Origin of the sequence: Lutibacter sp., from assembly GCF_016342705.1 — a bacterium.
Classification (GTDB): domain Bacteria; phylum Bacteroidota; class Bacteroidia; order Flavobacteriales; family Flavobacteriaceae; genus Lutibacter.
This window is the reverse complement of sequence record NZ_JAEINV010000004.1, coordinates 39,153-53,950: the sequence shown is the minus strand read 5'-3', so window position 1 is coordinate 53,950 and position 14,798 is coordinate 39,153. Positions and strand designations below refer to the sequence as shown.

At 30.6% G+C, this 14,798-nt stretch carries 14 protein-coding genes; 6 read left to right on the top strand and 8 right to left on the bottom strand.

Translation table 11 applies throughout. The features are described 5' to 3' along the window. The first annotated feature begins 29 nt into the window (after nt 1–29). Nucleotides 30–383, top strand: coding sequence for a hypothetical protein (locus tag JEY78_RS05105; protein WP_291847514.1), 354 nt, complete (start codon nt 30–32; stop codon nt 381–383). On the opposite strand, the gene JEY78_RS05100 is transcribed toward JEY78_RS05105, so the two are convergent. Then, nucleotides 380–1,174 (bottom strand): SDR family oxidoreductase, encoded by a 795-nt coding sequence (locus JEY78_RS05100; RefSeq protein ID WP_291847512.1) that lies wholly within the window; start codon nt 1,172–1,174, stop codon nt 380–382. The two genes, JEY78_RS05105 and JEY78_RS05100, sit on opposite strands and share 4 nt — an antisense overlap. Nucleotides 1,175–1,251: 77 nt before the next feature. Between JEY78_RS05100 and JEY78_RS05095 the strand changes: the two genes are divergently transcribed. Then, the gene (locus JEY78_RS05095) at nt 1,252–2,610 is read left to right on the top strand and encodes a TlpA disulfide reductase family protein (RefSeq protein ID WP_291847510.1); all 1,359 of its coding nucleotides are present in this window, start codon (nt 1,252–1,254) and stop codon (nt 2,608–2,610) included. Between the two features lie 68 nt (nt 2,611–2,678). On the opposite strand, the gene JEY78_RS05090 is transcribed toward JEY78_RS05095, so the two are convergent. Next, complete coding sequence (locus tag JEY78_RS05090) at nt 2,679–3,059, bottom strand: NifB/NifX family molybdenum-iron cluster-binding protein (RefSeq protein WP_291847508.1); 381 nt, start codon at nt 3,057–3,059, stop codon at nt 2,679–2,681. A 24-nt stretch (nt 3,060–3,083) separates the two neighbouring features. Continuing rightward, nucleotides 3,084–3,491 (bottom strand): DUF134 domain-containing protein, encoded by a 408-nt coding sequence (locus JEY78_RS05085; RefSeq protein ID WP_291847506.1) that lies wholly within the window; start codon nt 3,489–3,491, stop codon nt 3,084–3,086. Nucleotides 3,492–3,594: 103 nt separating this feature from the next. Here JEY78_RS05085 and JEY78_RS05080 point away from each other — a divergent pair, with 103 nt between their 5' ends. Continuing rightward, nucleotides 3,595–3,990 carry a hotdog domain-containing protein gene (locus JEY78_RS05080; RefSeq protein WP_291847504.1) on the top strand — a complete coding sequence of 132 codons (396 nt, stop codon included), beginning with the start codon at nt 3,595–3,597 and terminating at the stop codon, nt 3,988–3,990. Here JEY78_RS05080 and JEY78_RS05075 read toward each other — a convergent pair. Together JEY78_RS05075 and JEY78_RS05070 are read right to left on the bottom strand one after the other, a co-directional pair. Further along, entirely contained in the window at nt 3,987–4,346 is a 360-nt protein-coding gene (locus JEY78_RS05075) for a YraN family protein (protein WP_291847502.1), read from the bottom strand. The genes JEY78_RS05080 and JEY78_RS05075 overlap by 4 nt on opposite strands. Nucleotides 4,347–4,349: 3 nt before the next feature. Next, nucleotides 4,350–5,375: an LD-carboxypeptidase gene (locus JEY78_RS05070; RefSeq protein WP_291847500.1), complete on the bottom strand. Its 1,026-nt coding sequence runs from the start codon at nt 5,373–5,375 to the stop codon at nt 4,350–4,352. Nucleotides 5,376–5,517: 142 nt separating this feature from the next. On the opposite strand from JEY78_RS05070, the gene metG reads away from it, so the two are divergent. Together metG and JEY78_RS05060 are read left to right on the top strand one after the other, a co-directional pair. Beyond that, on the top strand, nt 5,518–7,575 hold the full coding sequence (gene metG, locus JEY78_RS05065) for a methionine--tRNA ligase (RefSeq protein WP_291847498.1): 2,058 nt from the start codon (nt 5,518–5,520) through the stop codon (nt 7,573–7,575). Between the two features lie 100 nt (nt 7,576–7,675). Then, nucleotides 7,676–8,308, top strand: a complete 633-nt coding sequence (locus JEY78_RS05060; protein ID WP_291847492.1) for a DUF6498-containing protein — start codon at nt 7,676–7,678, stop codon at nt 8,306–8,308. Between the two features lie 46 nt (nt 8,309–8,354). On the opposite strand, the gene JEY78_RS05055 is transcribed toward JEY78_RS05060, so the two are convergent. The 3 genes from JEY78_RS05055 to JEY78_RS05045 form a co-directional block, all read right to left on the bottom strand. Continuing rightward, complete coding sequence (locus JEY78_RS05055; protein WP_291847489.1) at nt 8,355–9,218, bottom strand: hypothetical protein; 864 nt, start codon at nt 9,216–9,218, stop codon at nt 8,355–8,357. A 99-nt stretch (nt 9,219–9,317) separates the two neighbouring features. Further along, a complete protein-coding gene (locus JEY78_RS05050) occupies nt 9,318–10,127 on the bottom strand; it encodes a hypothetical protein (protein WP_291847487.1) in 810 nt (269 codons plus the stop codon). Nucleotides 10,128–10,235: 108 nt separating this feature from the next. Next, on the bottom strand, nt 10,236–12,197 hold the full coding sequence (locus JEY78_RS05045) for a hypothetical protein (protein WP_291847485.1): 1,962 nt from the start codon (nt 12,195–12,197) through the stop codon (nt 10,236–10,238). 133 nt (nt 12,198–12,330) lie between these two features. On the opposite strand from JEY78_RS05045, the gene JEY78_RS05040 reads away from it, so the two are divergent. Continuing rightward, nucleotides 12,331–14,460: a Tex family protein gene (locus JEY78_RS05040; RefSeq protein WP_291847483.1), complete on the top strand. Its 2,130-nt coding sequence runs from the start codon at nt 12,331–12,333 to the stop codon at nt 14,458–14,460. Nucleotides 14,461–14,798: the final 338 nt, after the last annotated feature.

Sequence of the window (14,798 nt, the reverse complement as noted above, 5' to 3'; positions counted from 1 at the left end):
TATATTTGCCATCAAACTAAAAAATTCAAATGTCTAGAGATCAAAAATTAAAAGAAGAATACGATGCTATTCTCGATATTTTAGCGGCCAAATTTGGCGATGGAGAAAAATTAAATGTAGATGCTATTATTTATTTAATTGGCGTACAAGAGTTAGGGCAAGGCGCAAGGACGTTTCAAAAAGATGACAAAGTGAATTTAATGCATATTGCTATTTGCCGCTTGTTAGAACCTTTCGGATATTACGAATTTGATTTTTTTGATGCCGATGGTTGGCCACATTATAAAGTTTTAGAAGAATTACCTCCATTAAAAACGGGTGAACAAACTGTACTTATAAAAGAAGCAATTGTGCTCTATTTTAAAGCACAGGAACTTATTTAGGTAACAGCCATTTTTCGAATCATTTTTGCTAAAATTTTAGGAAAAAAGCGTTTTAAATAAATGGCAGATTTTTCTCTGAAACCTGCTATGTACACTTCATTTTTTTCTTTGGAAACGGCTATCAATAATTTTTTTGAAAAATACTCTGGAGATAAACCATTATTAGTAGCAATATCCATTTTGTTTTGTGCAGCTCCACTTCCTGTTAAAGCATTTATAGAAATATTGGTTCTCACATAACCAGGACACGCTAACGTTACTTTTATGTTATGTTGGTGGGTTTCGGCGCGTAAGCTATCAAAAAAGCCGTGTAATGCGTGTTTTGAAGCTGAATATGATGAACGTACTGGTGTTGCAACTTTGCCAACAACACTGGTAATAACAACAAATTGCCCTGAATTTTGATTTATAAAATGTGGTAAAAGTGCTTTGGATAAGGCAATGGTTCCAAAATAATTAACATCCATTATTCTTTTATCTACCTCAATAGCAGTATCTATAGCTTTTGAACGTTGACTAATGCCGCCATTGTTAAATAATATATCTATTTTTCCAAAAAGTGAAATGGCCGCTGCAACTTTTAAAGGTAAACTTTGGTATGCTTCTAAATCGAGTGGAATAATTTTTACTTCAGAGGATGAATGACATTCATTTTTAACTTTTTCTAATTCCGTTTCATTTCTGGAAGATAAAATTAGTTTCGTGTTTAATTTTGAGAGCTCAATTGCTAACGCTTTTCCAATTCCAGAAGAAGCACCAGTTATCCAAATTACTTTATTTGTAAAATTCATGCAAAGTTGTTTTATTCAAAAACATAAAAATAGTTACATTTGGATTGATTATTGATAATTTCAACAAAAAAAACACAATGTTCAAAAAAATTCTTTTCAGTTTATTTTTTATATCATACATAGCCCAAAGTCAACATGTTGTTAAAGGAACAATGACAGGAGACAATAATTACGAATGGGTTATTTTGTATCAGTTAAAAGGTTTAAGTCAAAACTATATTGCAAATGTAGACGTTGTTTCGGGTGTATTTAAAATAACAATACCGGAAAATACTCCTAAAGGTATGTATAGAATATCTTATGATTTACAAAACAATGGATATGTAGATTTTATTCATAATAATGAATCTGTAGACATGGAATTTGATCCAAAAAATCAGCTTGAAACCTTGCATTTTATAACTTCAGAGGAAAATAAGTTATTTGCTAATTATGTAAATGAAGTAGAGCTAATCCGTCAAAATTTAGATTCCATTCAATTAACCTTTTTTAAATCTGTTGAAGAAGAACAAAAAGAAGGGTTAAAAGAACTATATAATTTAACTTTTAAAAATTATACAAATTTACAAACCAATTATGAAGCTAATTCAGTGGGTAAATTAGCGCATCATTTTATAAAAGCTAATAAAAAATATTATGCACCGCAAATTATAAATGCTCCACAAGAATATTTAAATAGTGAAAAAGTACATTTTTTTGATTTTATAGATTTTAATGATAATGAACTTAGAAATTCAGTTTTAATAAATCAAAAAGTAATAGACTATGTTTTTTATTTAAGTCAGTCTGATGATGCACAAGTTCAAACAGCTTTGTATAAAAATGCTGTAGTTGAAGTGATGCAAAAAATTGGTGATAATAATTCTTTAGCAAGTGAAGTTTGTGCTACGTTAATGTTTGCTTTTACACAAATTCAGAATGTTACTTTGGTAGATTTCACGTTAGAATCTATTTATAAAAAGTTACCAAAAGAATATGTTGATGCTGCAGTTGTATTGGAAGTTGAGAGTAAAATTAAATTAGCTATTGGTAAAGTAGCACCAGATTTTTCTTGGAATGTAAAAGGAAAGCAACAAAAATTATCTAGTATTTCTAATGCAAATACTTACATGTTGGTTTTTTGGAGTACCACTTGCTCTCATTGCTTACTTGAAGTGCCAGAGTTATATGAGTATACTAAAAACACTAAAAACCTTCAGGTAATTGCTGTTTCTTTAGAAAATGACGAATTAGGTTTTAAAGTTTATTCGGAGAAATTTACAAAATGGACCAATGTTTTAGGACTTGAAAAATGGCAAAATAACATTGCGCAACAATACAATATTACATCTACACCAACGTATTTTATTTTAGATGCTTCAAAAAAGATTATTGCAAAACCAGCACATCTTCAAGATGTAAAAGCTTTTTTGTTGGAGCATAGTTCGCCTAAATAAATAAACAAAGAGGCTGTTTTAAAAATTACTCATTAAACAGCCTCTTTTATTAAGTTAGTTTCTAAATTTTAATGACTGCATTGATGTCCGTGACCATGCTCATGTTCATGGTGTAAACAACTTTCGCCACTATCAATTAATTTATCTTCAATAAAATTAGTAACTATATCATTTATAGTTCCTGAGCAGCCTCTAACAACATCAATATTACATTTATTAAGCACATTAATTGCGCCAGCGCCAATACCACCTGCCAACATAAGAGTAACACCGTGTTCAGCTAAAACACTGGCAATGTTAGACTTGCATCCGCAACCTTGCTCTGCAGTTAAAGATTTTACAGCTACTATTTTTTTTTCGAAAACTGAATAAATTTCATAATGATCACAATGTCCAAAGTGATCTTCTAATTGATTATTAATATCAACTGGTATTGCTATTTTTTTCATTTTAAAATTATTTTTAGCGATTTATTATTTGTTTAAATTTACTAATTCATTTGGGTGACAATCTTCAGAATTCTCACAATCCGATTGGTTTTTATCAGCTTCAATGAGTTTATGGCATTTTCTACATCGGTACCAATCTTGACTTAATTCATAATTTCCGCCTTCAATTACAATTGCTTTGCCTTCAACAAATGCTTTGGCAATAATTTTTAATGCTTTGTTGTAAATTCTAGTAAGTGTAGGTCTAGAAATATTCATTAAAATAGAGGCTTCTTTTTGATCAAGATTTTCATAATTTACTAACCGTATGCTTTCGTATTCTTCAAAAGTTAATTTAACAGCTTCAACCTTACAGCGTGGAATCCCAAACGGTTTAAAACCCTTCATTAAAGGTGGTTGGGAGATGGTTCTGTTTTTTTCTGGTCGTGGCATTTATTGGGTTTTAAATAATTGTTTTTAATTTCAGGTACAAATATAATGAACGTAGGTTCATAAAACAATATTTATTATTTATATTTGCGGAAATATTTTTTAAATGTCAAATACTATTGAAAATTCAGGAACAAGTCAGTTTAAAGTCATTTTTCCAACTACTTTAAATAATCACGAAACGTTGTTTGGTGGAGAAGCTTTAAAATGGATGGATGAGGTTGCATATATTACGGCGGTTCGTTTTACTCGAAATAAAATGGTTACTGTATCTACAGATAAAATTAAATTTTTAAAACCTGTAAAATCTGGGACAATTGTTGAAGTTGTTGGAAAAATAGTAAATGTGGGTACTGTTAAAATAGATGTTTTGGTGGATATTTATATGGAAGAAATGTATGATGATTGTAGACAAAAAGTAATTACTGGGCAGTTTACGTTTGCGGCGCTTAATAATGAAAATAAGCCAATTGCAATTGCTGCTATATTGCAAAAAAATTAAAAATAGAAAAAGGCATCTTTTAAGTGTTTAATATCAAATTTCTCTTGATTTTTTAAAATGGCAATTATATCAAATCGAACTTCAACATCTAAATTTTTAGAGATTACATATTCATTAATGGCTTCCACCAATAGTTTAATTTTCTTTTGGTTTACAAAATCTTGTGGGTCTCCAAAATAATCGGAAGAACGTGTTTTTACTTCCACAACAGCTAGCACACCTTTTTTAAGGGCAATAATATCAACTTCCGCTTTTTTAAAACGCCAATTTTTTTCTACTATTTTGTAGTTGTTTTTTTGAAGAAAATCTACTGCAATTTCTTCTCCTTTATTACCTAGGTCGTTGTGCGTTGCCATTTTTTATTCGCTAAATTTTACCACTGAAAATTCTTTGGTAACATATAAATCAATAGTTCTTCCTAAAATTAAAGCGTTATTCTCAACATCGTGTCCAGCAGGAAAATCAAATAAAATTGGAAAATTATATTCTTTAGTGATGGCTAAAATCAAGTCTTCAATACTTTGTCCCCAAGGAGTGGTATTTTTTCTAATTTTAGTCATTCCACCAACAATTAACCCTTTGCAATTATCAAAATATCCGGCGCGTTTTAACGCATATAGCATTCTATCTATCTGGTAGTGATATTCACCAATTTCTTCCATAAATAAAATTTTATTTTCTGTATTTATAGATGATTTAGAGCCTAATAAACTTTGTAAAATAGATAAATTACCACCCACAAGTTGTCCTTTTACATGGCCCATTTTGTTGTAGTTAGATTCTTTTACAGTATAGTTAAGTGGTTCTCCGAATAAGGCTTTTTTAAACGATTCGATAGAAGGTTTGTTTTTTTCTTCATTAAAATCCATACTTGTTCCTAAAATTGCGTGTATGGTTTCAAACCCTAAATTATGAAGATGGCTATGCAACACTGTAATGTCTGAATAACCGATAATCCATTTCGGATTTTCTTTAAAATTGCTAAAATCAACATCGTCAATAATTCTAACGGTACCATAACCGCCTCTGGCACACCAAATTGCTTTTACGTTTTTATTGTCTAGTGCTTCTTGAAAATCACTCAAACGCTCTTCATCTTTACCTGCAAAATGATTTGCTTGGTTAAACGTATTTTTTCCAATAATTACGTGTAAACCCCAACTTTCAGCCAATGCTTTAGCTTTTAAAATAGGAGATTTATCTTTAATAATTCCCGCAGTTGCTACAATAGCTATGGTATCTCCAATTTTTAAATACGGAGGTTTTATAAGTGTTTTGGTCATTTGTTGAAGCGCTTGTTGTGGGTTTGTTGCATACATAAAAGAATGACAATACATACTTAAAAGCATTACTGTGCAAAGCCATAATTTATTTTTGTTGAACATTCCCATGGTTTTTAGTAAAAATACTATAAATAAGCAAATTGTCAAATATATAAATTACAATGAATTTATTACAAAACAGCGCTTAAACAACTATTAAAATCAACAATAATGCCTATTTTTGTGCTTTCTTAAATAAATTTTGATGAACAATTCAAAAAGATATACAATTACAGCGGCATTGCCTTATACTAATGGCCCAGTGCATATTGGTCATTTAGCAGGAGTTTACGTGCCTGCAGATATTTATGCACGTTATTTACGCAACATTGGAAATGATGTTTTATATATATGCGGATCGGATGAACACGGTGTGCCAATTACCATAAAAGCAAAGAAAGAAGGTGTTTCACCACAAGATGTGGTTGATAAATACCATGCGATTATAAAAAAATCATTTTCCGATTTCGGTATTTCTTTTGATAATTATTCTAGAACTTCAGCTGAAATTCATCATAAAACGGCTTCTGAATTTTTTAAGAAATTATATAATGAAGGTAAATTTATTGAAGAAACTACGGAACAATTGTATGATGAAGAGGCAAATCAATTTTTAGCAGATAGATTTGTTGTTGGAACGTGCCCAAAATGTGGAAATGAAGAAAGTTACGGAGATCAGTGTGAAAAATGTGGAACAAGTCATAATGCAACAGATTTAATCAATCCTAAATCTGCCATTACCGGAAATGTTCCAACCATGAAAGTTACCAAACACTGGTATTTACCGTTAGATAAATACGAAACTTGGTTGCGAGAATGGATTGTTGAAGGTCATAAAAACGATTGGAAAACAAATGTATTGGGACAGGTTAAATCTTGGTTAGATGATGGTTTAAAACCACGTGCAGTAACGCGTGATTTAGATTGGGGAATTCCTGTGCCTGTTGAAGGAGCTGAAGGAAAAGTATTGTATGTTTGGTTTGATGCGCCAATTGGCTATATTTCATCAACCAAAGAATGGGCAGCTAGGGAAGGAAAAGACTGGGAGCCTTATTGGAAAGATAAAGACACCAAGCTAATTCACTTTATTGGTAAAGATAATATTGTGTTTCATTGTATTATTTTTCCAGCAATGTTAAAAGCTGAAGGAAGCTATATTTTACCGGAAAATGTACCGGCAAATGAGTTTTTAAATTTAGAAGGAAATAAAATTTCAACGTCTAAAAACTGGGCAGTTTGGTTACACGAATATTTAATTGATTTTCCTGAAAAGCAAGATGTATTGCGTTATGCTTTAACAGCAAATGCACCAGAAACAAAAGACAACGATTTTACTTGGAAAGATTTTCAAGCTAGAAATAATAATGAGTTGGTGGCAATTTTCGGAAATTTCATTAATAGAGTAGTGGTGTTAACCAACAAATATTACGAAGGAGTTATACCTGAACCTAATGAATTTAGCGCTATTGACGATGAAACGTTAGAGCAATTACAAAAATTTCCAGCCATTATTGCAAGTTCAATTGAGCGTTACCGTTTTAGAGAAGCCTCTCAAGAAATGTTGAATTTAGCGCGTTTAGGAAACAAGTATTTAGCAGACGAGGAGCCTTGGAAAGCAATAAAAACAGCTCCAGAACGTGTTAAAACCGTTATGTATGTTGCATTACAAATTGCTGCAGGTTTGGCGGAGGTTTGCGAACCTTTTTTACCATTTACATCAACAAAATTAAAAGGAATTTTAAATATTTCGGAGAGTGTTGCTTGGAAATCAATTGCTGAAACTACTGAATTAATTAAGGCTGGTCATAAAATTGGACAAGCAGAATTACTATTCGCTAAAATTGAAGATGAAGAAATTCAGGCGCAATTAGATAAGTTAGAAGCTACAAAAGCAGCTAATGAAGCTGAAAATAAAACGGTAGAACCACAAAAAGAAACCATTCAGTTTGATGATTTCACAAAGTTAGACATGCGTGTTGGAACTATTTTAGAAGCTGTAAAAGTTCCAAAAACTAAAAAATTACTACAATTAAAAGTAGACGTTGGGTTAGATGTTAGAACCATAGTTTCTGGTATTGCAGAATCTTTTTCACCAGAAGAAATTATTGGTCAAAAAGTTACTGTTTTGGTAAACTTAGCGCCACGTGTTTTAAAAGGAATTGAGAGTCAGGGAATGATTTTAATGACGGATACTCCTGACGGAAAATTGGCTTTTATTGAACCAGAAAATGATTCCGTTGCTAATGGTGAGCAAGTGAGTTAAACAATTAATCTATAAATATTTTAAAAAGCCATATTGAGAAATATGGCTTTTTCATTATTAAAATCAGGTTAAATTCATTTAATTTGAAAAACTTTTATTTATGCAGCTTAAAACCACTCCTTTATCAAATTATATATCATTAGTGTTCATGTCAATATTTACGGCATTAGCGGTAATTAATAATCAAATAAGTGTTTTTTATTTAATTTATTTATTTTGGTTTGATGAGTTTTTAAGAACTGTTTCTAGTTTTATATGTTATTTTTTTAAAAGAAAAAAACTTAAGCTACCACAAGCGTATTTTGCGGCGGCAAAAAGTAAAATGTTCTTATTATTTTTGTACGTTGTTTTTATCTTCATTTTTTTTGGACTCATATTAGATTGGAAAAACACAAACCTAATTTTTATAAATTTTGAAGTTTTGATGTTTAAAAATTCATTATTTAATTTTACAATAATTACCTTTTTAGTTAGAGAAATGATACTGTATTTTAAAAATGAATTTCATACTATTAATAAAAATAGTATGTTATCTAGAGAAATTATTATTTTACATATTTCTATAATTATTGGAATGTTTATTTGGGGATTTCTTCCCAAAGATTTTTATGAAAATTCCAATTCTAATTTATTATCAGGTCTTATTGTTGCTCCTTTTTTATTGTTAAAATTGTTTTTTGAAATTCTCTTGGTAAAATCAAACAACACCAATGAAATGGATAGCAAAATATAACATTTCGCTTAAATTTAGGCTGAAACCCTGAATAATTTTGTTAAGACTATGCACGATATGTAATAGTGCGTTTAGTAATATTTACAAGGTTCCATGAATTATTTTTTTTCTCTAATGTTTTGCGCTCTATCCAATTGTTGTTATCATCCAAGGTGTATTCAAAACGCTGCACTTCTACACCGTTTTCTGTTATAGCTTCTAATAAATTATGCTCATTGTATTTAAAACGTGTTTTTTTTGTGGTTTCATTATTTTTATAGTCGTTTCCAAAGTTTGTTATCCACTCTTTGTCGTATATTTCTTCTAAGGAATGATCAAAAGCTAAATTAGCACCTAAGAAAATATTTTTCACGGATCTGTTTTCATCATTTCCGTTTATGGAGGAAAATTTAGTCTGTTTTTCAATAGTTCCGGTTGGCGTGAAAATAGTTTCGGTTGTTCTACTCCAATCATCGTCATATACATATTTAATATCAAATTGACTTATAAGCGCGTTATTAGAATAACGTTCTACTTTTATGTTTTCAATGGTATATCCGTCTGGACTATAGTGGTAGATGTAACTTTCTATAGGTGTATTATTTTCTAGATTAGTAACTTCTATAAAATTTAATAAGTTGCTGTCAGGTTCCATGTAGTTTATTGTAACGGTATAATTTACTTTGCTTAAAGTAAAATCGTGAAAGGAAATGGAATTGAGTTGTTGTGTATAATTCCAATCCATATAGGTTTCTAAAACGGGTGTTTCTATTCCATTTTTAATGGTGTAATTTGTAGTTGTAATGCTTTTTAATTGGTCATAATTTTCAACATCAATAGTATACTTCCAATCGTCAGGATGGTATTTAAATGATTGTGCAAAAAGAGTTCCACTAAATAATAGAATAATTGTTAAATATTTAATTTTCATAGTTTATAAGTTATTTTGTTTTAAATGCTATTCAGTTTAAAAAAACCATACTAAAAAGTTAGGGCTTAATTTTAAGGACTTCAAGTTTTATTTTTTAGCTTAATAAGATGTTTTGAGCTCGCCATTTTCCCAATAACCTTTATTTAGTAGGTCACCACTTTTGTTAAAGTAAGCTCCATTACCTTGTCGTTGTCCGTTAACAAATGTTCCGTGGTAGGTAGTTTCGATACTTCCGTAAAATTCTTCGCCTTCCCCGTTTCTAATTCCATTGTAATATTCCCCTGTATAACCATTTCCATTTGCCCAAAGATAACCACCAACATAGTTTTTTTCACCATTTTTAAAAAATCCAGTATACATGTCATTATTCGAATATTTTAAACTGCCAAAACCATTATTACAATCTCCAAGGCAATTGTCTTTTAATATTTTGTTAATATAATTTGGCGTTAACATATTTTGTATTTGCTTTCCTTTTTCGTAATACCCTGCCTGAGTTACAATACCATTATTACTATAGTATCCATAACCATGCTGCAATCCTTCTTTCCATAATCCTATATAATTTAGACCTGTTTTCACCCATTTATAATATCCATAGCCATCTCTTAAACCATTTTTAAATGTTCCTTCATAATATGCACTTGCATCATTGTATACTTCTATTCCGTAGCCATTAGGTTGTGAATTTTTAAAAAACCCTGTAATTGTAGATGTGTCTTTAGTTTTTAAAATTCCATACCCATCAATGCAATTACCAGATATACAGGTTTCTGTGGGGAATGAATTTGTTATAGGGATATTTGTATTGTTAGAAGTTGTGTTTGAATAGATGCTATAATCTTTTACTAATTTATCATCAATAAATTCACCATACGTTTCTTTATTTGTTTGTGTATTTATTTTCAAAGCTTTGCCTGTGAGTTTACCCTGTAGTATTTCTCCAAAATAGGTCGAATTTCCTTGTACATATTTAGCGGTACCATTGGTTTGCCCATTGGCATCAAATTGACCGGTTTATTCAGCAAAAACCTTGTCAAACTTTATCCACATATGTTTTCCTACTTTGGCGGATTTTCCATTGATAAAGAATCCTGTATACGAATCTCCTCCAGAATATTTTATACTCCCAAAACCATTATTACAGTCGCCTAAACAGTTGCTGGTTGAATATTTTTTGTTTTTATAATCTATTAAAAGATCTGTGGTTAGCTTTCCATTTGTATAGATTCCTGCTTGAGTAATCTCATTTTTGTTAACTAAATAGCCATATCCATGTATTTTATCATTTTTCCATTCTCCGTAATATTGTGTGTTTATAGATTTCCAAATATAGATGCCATAGCCTTCTCTTTTTCCATCAATATAGTTTCCTGTATAGGTATCTCCTGTAGTATATGTTTGGCTACCAAACCCATTAACTTTTTCATTTGTAAAAAATCCTTCAATAATATCACCGTTTATTGCCTTATATTTGCCATATCCATTTGTACAATTACCAGAAATACAATTTTTGTTTGTTGCAATGGAATTGGTAATTTCTTGGTTTTCATTTTCAACTACTTTATCAAGCGTTGCATCGTAAAATCTTCCTGCATAAATTTTATCTATTTCTAGTTTGCAGTAATCTGGCAAAACGTAGGTAGGTTTGCCTTCTTGGTTGATAACTATACCGCAGTCTCCTATTTTTTTAGTATTATTTAAGGAAACGTTTTTAACTAGTTGGCCTTTAAAAACGAGTACTACACCATCTGTGGTTTTATCATGATAATAATATAAAGGTGCTTTATTTTCGGGAAGTAAAATTCCAGAAGTAAAAGTTTTCCCTTTAGCATCTTTAAAGAAAAATGTTTGTTCTTGTTTTGTTTTGGTATTTTTTGTGTAAACGAATAAGTGATTTATGTTGAAGGAGGCTGCCTTTTCTTCTGAATTTTTTAAAACATTTTCACAGTTATTAAATATAATAATTTCTTCCTTTGAATTAATATAAGAAAGTACTTCATTGTTTTTTGATATAAGTTCAAATTTAATGGTTGTTCCTTCTGGTAATGTTTTATCGTAGGCGTTTTTTGCTATGTAATAATTTTTGGTTAAATCGTCATAAAACAACATATCCAATGTAGATTCAAGTTGAGAATTTGACTTTGTATAGAAATACCCGCCATTTTTTTGAATTTGAGGAATTATAGAGCCATTATATGCTTTTTTTATAAATACTGTATAGTTTTTTGGATTGTTGGCTTCAGAATAATAAATTATAGTATAATTGAACGTATCTGTTAATGTTCCACCATTTATATGTTTATCTTCAATACTATTCCCATAGGAATCTAGTTTTGATGCTATTTTTAATGGAATAGCATCATATTGATCATTGGATAGTATGAGTCTTCCATTTATATAATGTTTTTCTGTATGATATGGTTTTTCATCAGTTTTAGTAACCTCTGCAAATACCTGAACGGTATTTCCAATTTTTTTATAGGTGTATGTTGTTGTTTCTTTTAAAATTTGAGAACTGTATATTTCCTCTTTAATAACTCTATTTTGTGCATCGTAAACATATTTTTTATTATCAATTTTAAGAGGTGAATTATAGGCTTCAGGTTTTGTTTCAATAACGGAAATTAGTAAGCCTTTATCATTGTAGGAATAGTCAATAGTAGAATAATTAGTGCTTCTCAGAGTTATCAATCCGTTATCGCTTACTTTTAATTCATTTGAATACGCATCGCCAATTAATTTACCATTTTTGTAGGTATACGTATTTTCTCCAGTGTAGTCTGATTTTCTTATAAGAAAACCCTCTTTGTTAAAATACAATCTGGAATCGTAATTATATACGTCGCCTTTTAAATTAAAATGGGCTAACTTGTAGGGTAAGGCAACTGGATTTTCTGGCGCATTTTCCATATCTACGTTTTGAGCAAATAGCTGTATGGAAATTACAAGGGCTAAAATTGCAAAAATATTTTTCATAAGTAATTTTTGTTAGTATCAAATATAAGTACCAACTTTTTATACCACTATAGGGCATTTGCCGTATTTTTTGTGAATTGTATGTTTTAAGATGTAGTAAGTAATTATATTTGTTTTCTAATTTTAGTATTCTATGACGCCTTTAATTCAATATATTTTATCACAAACTCAATTACCGCAAGCAGCCATAAAAAACACCATTCAACTTTTAAATGAAGATTGTACCATTCCTTTTATATCACGTTATAGAAAAGAACGTACAGGAAATTTAGATGAAGTTCAAATAGGTGATATTGTAAAATTTAAAGCGCAATTTGAAGAGTTAGAAAAACGGAAAACAACTATTTTAAAAGCATTAGAAGAGCAAGAGGTTTTAACCGAAGAATTAAAGCATAAGATAGAAGCTACAACTAGCTTAATAGTGTTAGAAGATATTTACTTACCATTTAAGAAAAAGCGCAACACAAAGGCTGAAATAGCGCGTAAAAATGGATTAGAACCGTTGGCGAAGATTATAATGAGTCAGCGTGCTACAGATATTGAATCTATTGCAGTAAAATATGTAAATAATGAAGTTGAAACAGAAGAAGCTGCGCTGGAAGGTGCACGTTTTATAATTGCGGAATGGGTAAATGAACGTACCGATGTTAGAAACAACATTCGTTATCAATTAGAAAAATTCGCAAATATTACCACCAAAGTTGTAAAAGGAAAAGAAGACGAAGAAAAGGCGCAAAAATTTAGAGATTATTTTGATTGGTCAGAACGTTTAAGTCGTTGTCCTTCGCATCGATTATTAGCTATTTTAAGAGCAGAAAAAGAGGGTTTTGTTCGTGTCAAAATTGAAATTGATGATGAAAAGGCTATTGATAAAATTGAAGATCGAATATTAAATTCTAACAATGCTTGTACGCAACAACTAAAATTAGCAATTCAAGATTCCTATAAGCGCTTATTATTTCCGGCTTTATCTAATGAAACTTTAAATAGTTCAAAAGGAAAAGCCGATGAAAGTGCCATTCAGGTTTTTGCTAAAAATTTACAGCAATTGCTATTAGGCGCACCTTTGGGTGAAAAAAATATTTTAGCCATTGATCCTGGGTTTAGAACTGGTTGTAAAATTGTTTGTTTAAATGCACAAGGTGGTTTAGAGTATAACGAAACTATTTATCCGCACGCTCCAAAAAACGATTCAATAGGAGCAATGAAAAAAATTAATAGTTTGGTGGATGCTTACAAAATTGAAGCGATTGCCATTGGAAATGGAACTGCATCTAGAGAAACGGAACAATTAATTCGTAAAATGCGTTTTAATAAAGATGTGCAGGTTTTTGTGGTGAGTGAAGCAGGAGCCAGTATTTATTCAGCCTCTAAAATTGCGAGAGATGAATTTCCAAATTATGATGTTACAGTTCGTGGTTCTGTTTCTATTGGACGGAGGTTAGCTGATCCCTTAGCTGAATTGGTGAAAATTGATGCAAAATCTATTGGCGTTGGTCAATATCAGCACGATGTGGATCAACATAAATTAAAAAACTCTTTAGATGCGGTGGTAGAGAGTTGTGTAAACACCGTTGGTGTAAATGTGAATACAGCTAGTATATCTTTGCTTAGTTACGTTTCTGGAATCGGTCCAAAATTGGCTGAAAACATGGTAGCTTATAGAGATAAAAATGGTTCTTTTACTTCTAGAAATGATATTAAAAAAGTGCCGAGATTAGGAGATAAAGCTTTTGAACAAGGCGCTGGATTTTTACGAATTAAAAACGGAAAAAATCCGTTGGATAATTCTGCTGTGCACCCAGAAAGTTATGCTGTTGTCACTAAAATAGCAAAGGACCTAAAATTGAATGTTTCTGATTTAATTGGGAATAAATTGCAACTTCAAAAAATTGATCTTCAAAAATACGTTACAGAAACTGTAGGTGTGTTAACATTAAAAGATATTGTTAAAGAATTAGAAAAACCCGGTTTAGATCCGCGTCAAACTGCGAAAGTTTTTACGTTTAACCAAAATATTAGAACTATAAATGATTTACACGAAGGACAATTATTACCTGGAATTGTAAATAATATCACCAATTTTGGTTGTTTTGTAGATATTGGCATTAAAGAAAGTGGTTTGGTACACGTGTCAAATTTATCTGATACATTTGTAAGTGATGTTAATTCCATAGTAAGTTTACATCAACAAGTTATTGTAAAAGTTTTAGAAATAGACATTGCTAGAAAACGTATACAACTTTCTATGAATTATAAATAGCGTGTTTTGGTATGCTGATGGACTGTAAATAAGGGATATTCAGGTTGGTGGGTTTGTGAACCTTTAATGTGTTCAAGCTTACAAGAGTGGTATTTTGGTGGAAAACAATAACAATGGCGCAATTACGAAGCAATGTTATGAATTAGCTAAGTAGTTATGAAATATTGCTAAGGAGTTTGGTAAAATAGCTAAGCAGTTTTAGAATATTGCTAAGCAGTTTTATAAATTAGCTAAGGAGTTTTTAACGATACTATTTAAGTACCAATAATTTATAGAACATTTAAATTTTATTGGAATAGGATCGCTATCTTTTTAAATAGTTTCTAGTGGAGCAGAAG

Coding starts and splice junctions, on each gene's coding strand:
- JEY78_RS05100 (WP_291847512.1), bottom strand. CDS start 1,174: ATGAATTTTACAAATAAAGTAATTTGGATAACTGGTGCTTCTTCTGGA.
- JEY78_RS05095 (WP_291847510.1), top strand. CDS start 1,252: ATGTTCAAAAAAATTCTTTTCAGTTTATTTTTTATATCATACATAGCC.
- JEY78_RS05085 (WP_291847506.1), bottom strand. CDS start 3,491: ATGCCACGACCAGAAAAAAACAGAACCATCTCCCAACCACCTTTAATG.
- metG (WP_291847498.1), top strand. CDS start 5,518: ATGAACAATTCAAAAAGATATACAATTACAGCGGCATTGCCTTATACT.
- JEY78_RS05090 (WP_291847508.1), bottom strand. CDS start 3,059: ATGAAAAAAATAGCAATACCAGTTGATATTAATAATCAATTAGAAGAT.
- JEY78_RS05075 (WP_291847502.1), bottom strand. CDS start 4,346: ATGGCAACGCACAACGACCTAGGTAATAAAGGAGAAGAAATTGCAGTA.
- JEY78_RS05055 (WP_291847489.1), bottom strand. CDS start 9,218: ATGAAAATTAAATATTTAACAATTATTCTATTATTTAGTGGAACTCTT.
- JEY78_RS05040 (WP_291847483.1), top strand. CDS start 12,331: ATGACGCCTTTAATTCAATATATTTTATCACAAACTCAATTACCGCAA.
- JEY78_RS05080 (WP_291847504.1), top strand. CDS start 3,595: ATGTCAAATACTATTGAAAATTCAGGAACAAGTCAGTTTAAAGTCATT.
- JEY78_RS05060 (WP_291847492.1), top strand. CDS start 7,676: ATGCAGCTTAAAACCACTCCTTTATCAAATTATATATCATTAGTGTTC.
- JEY78_RS05045 (WP_291847485.1), bottom strand. CDS start 12,197: ATGAAAAATATTTTTGCAATTTTAGCCCTTGTAATTTCCATACAGCTA.
- JEY78_RS05105 (WP_291847514.1), top strand. CDS start 30: ATGTCTAGAGATCAAAAATTAAAAGAAGAATACGATGCTATTCTCGAT.
- JEY78_RS05070 (WP_291847500.1), bottom strand. CDS start 5,375: ATGTTCAACAAAAATAAATTATGGCTTTGCACAGTAATGCTTTTAAGT.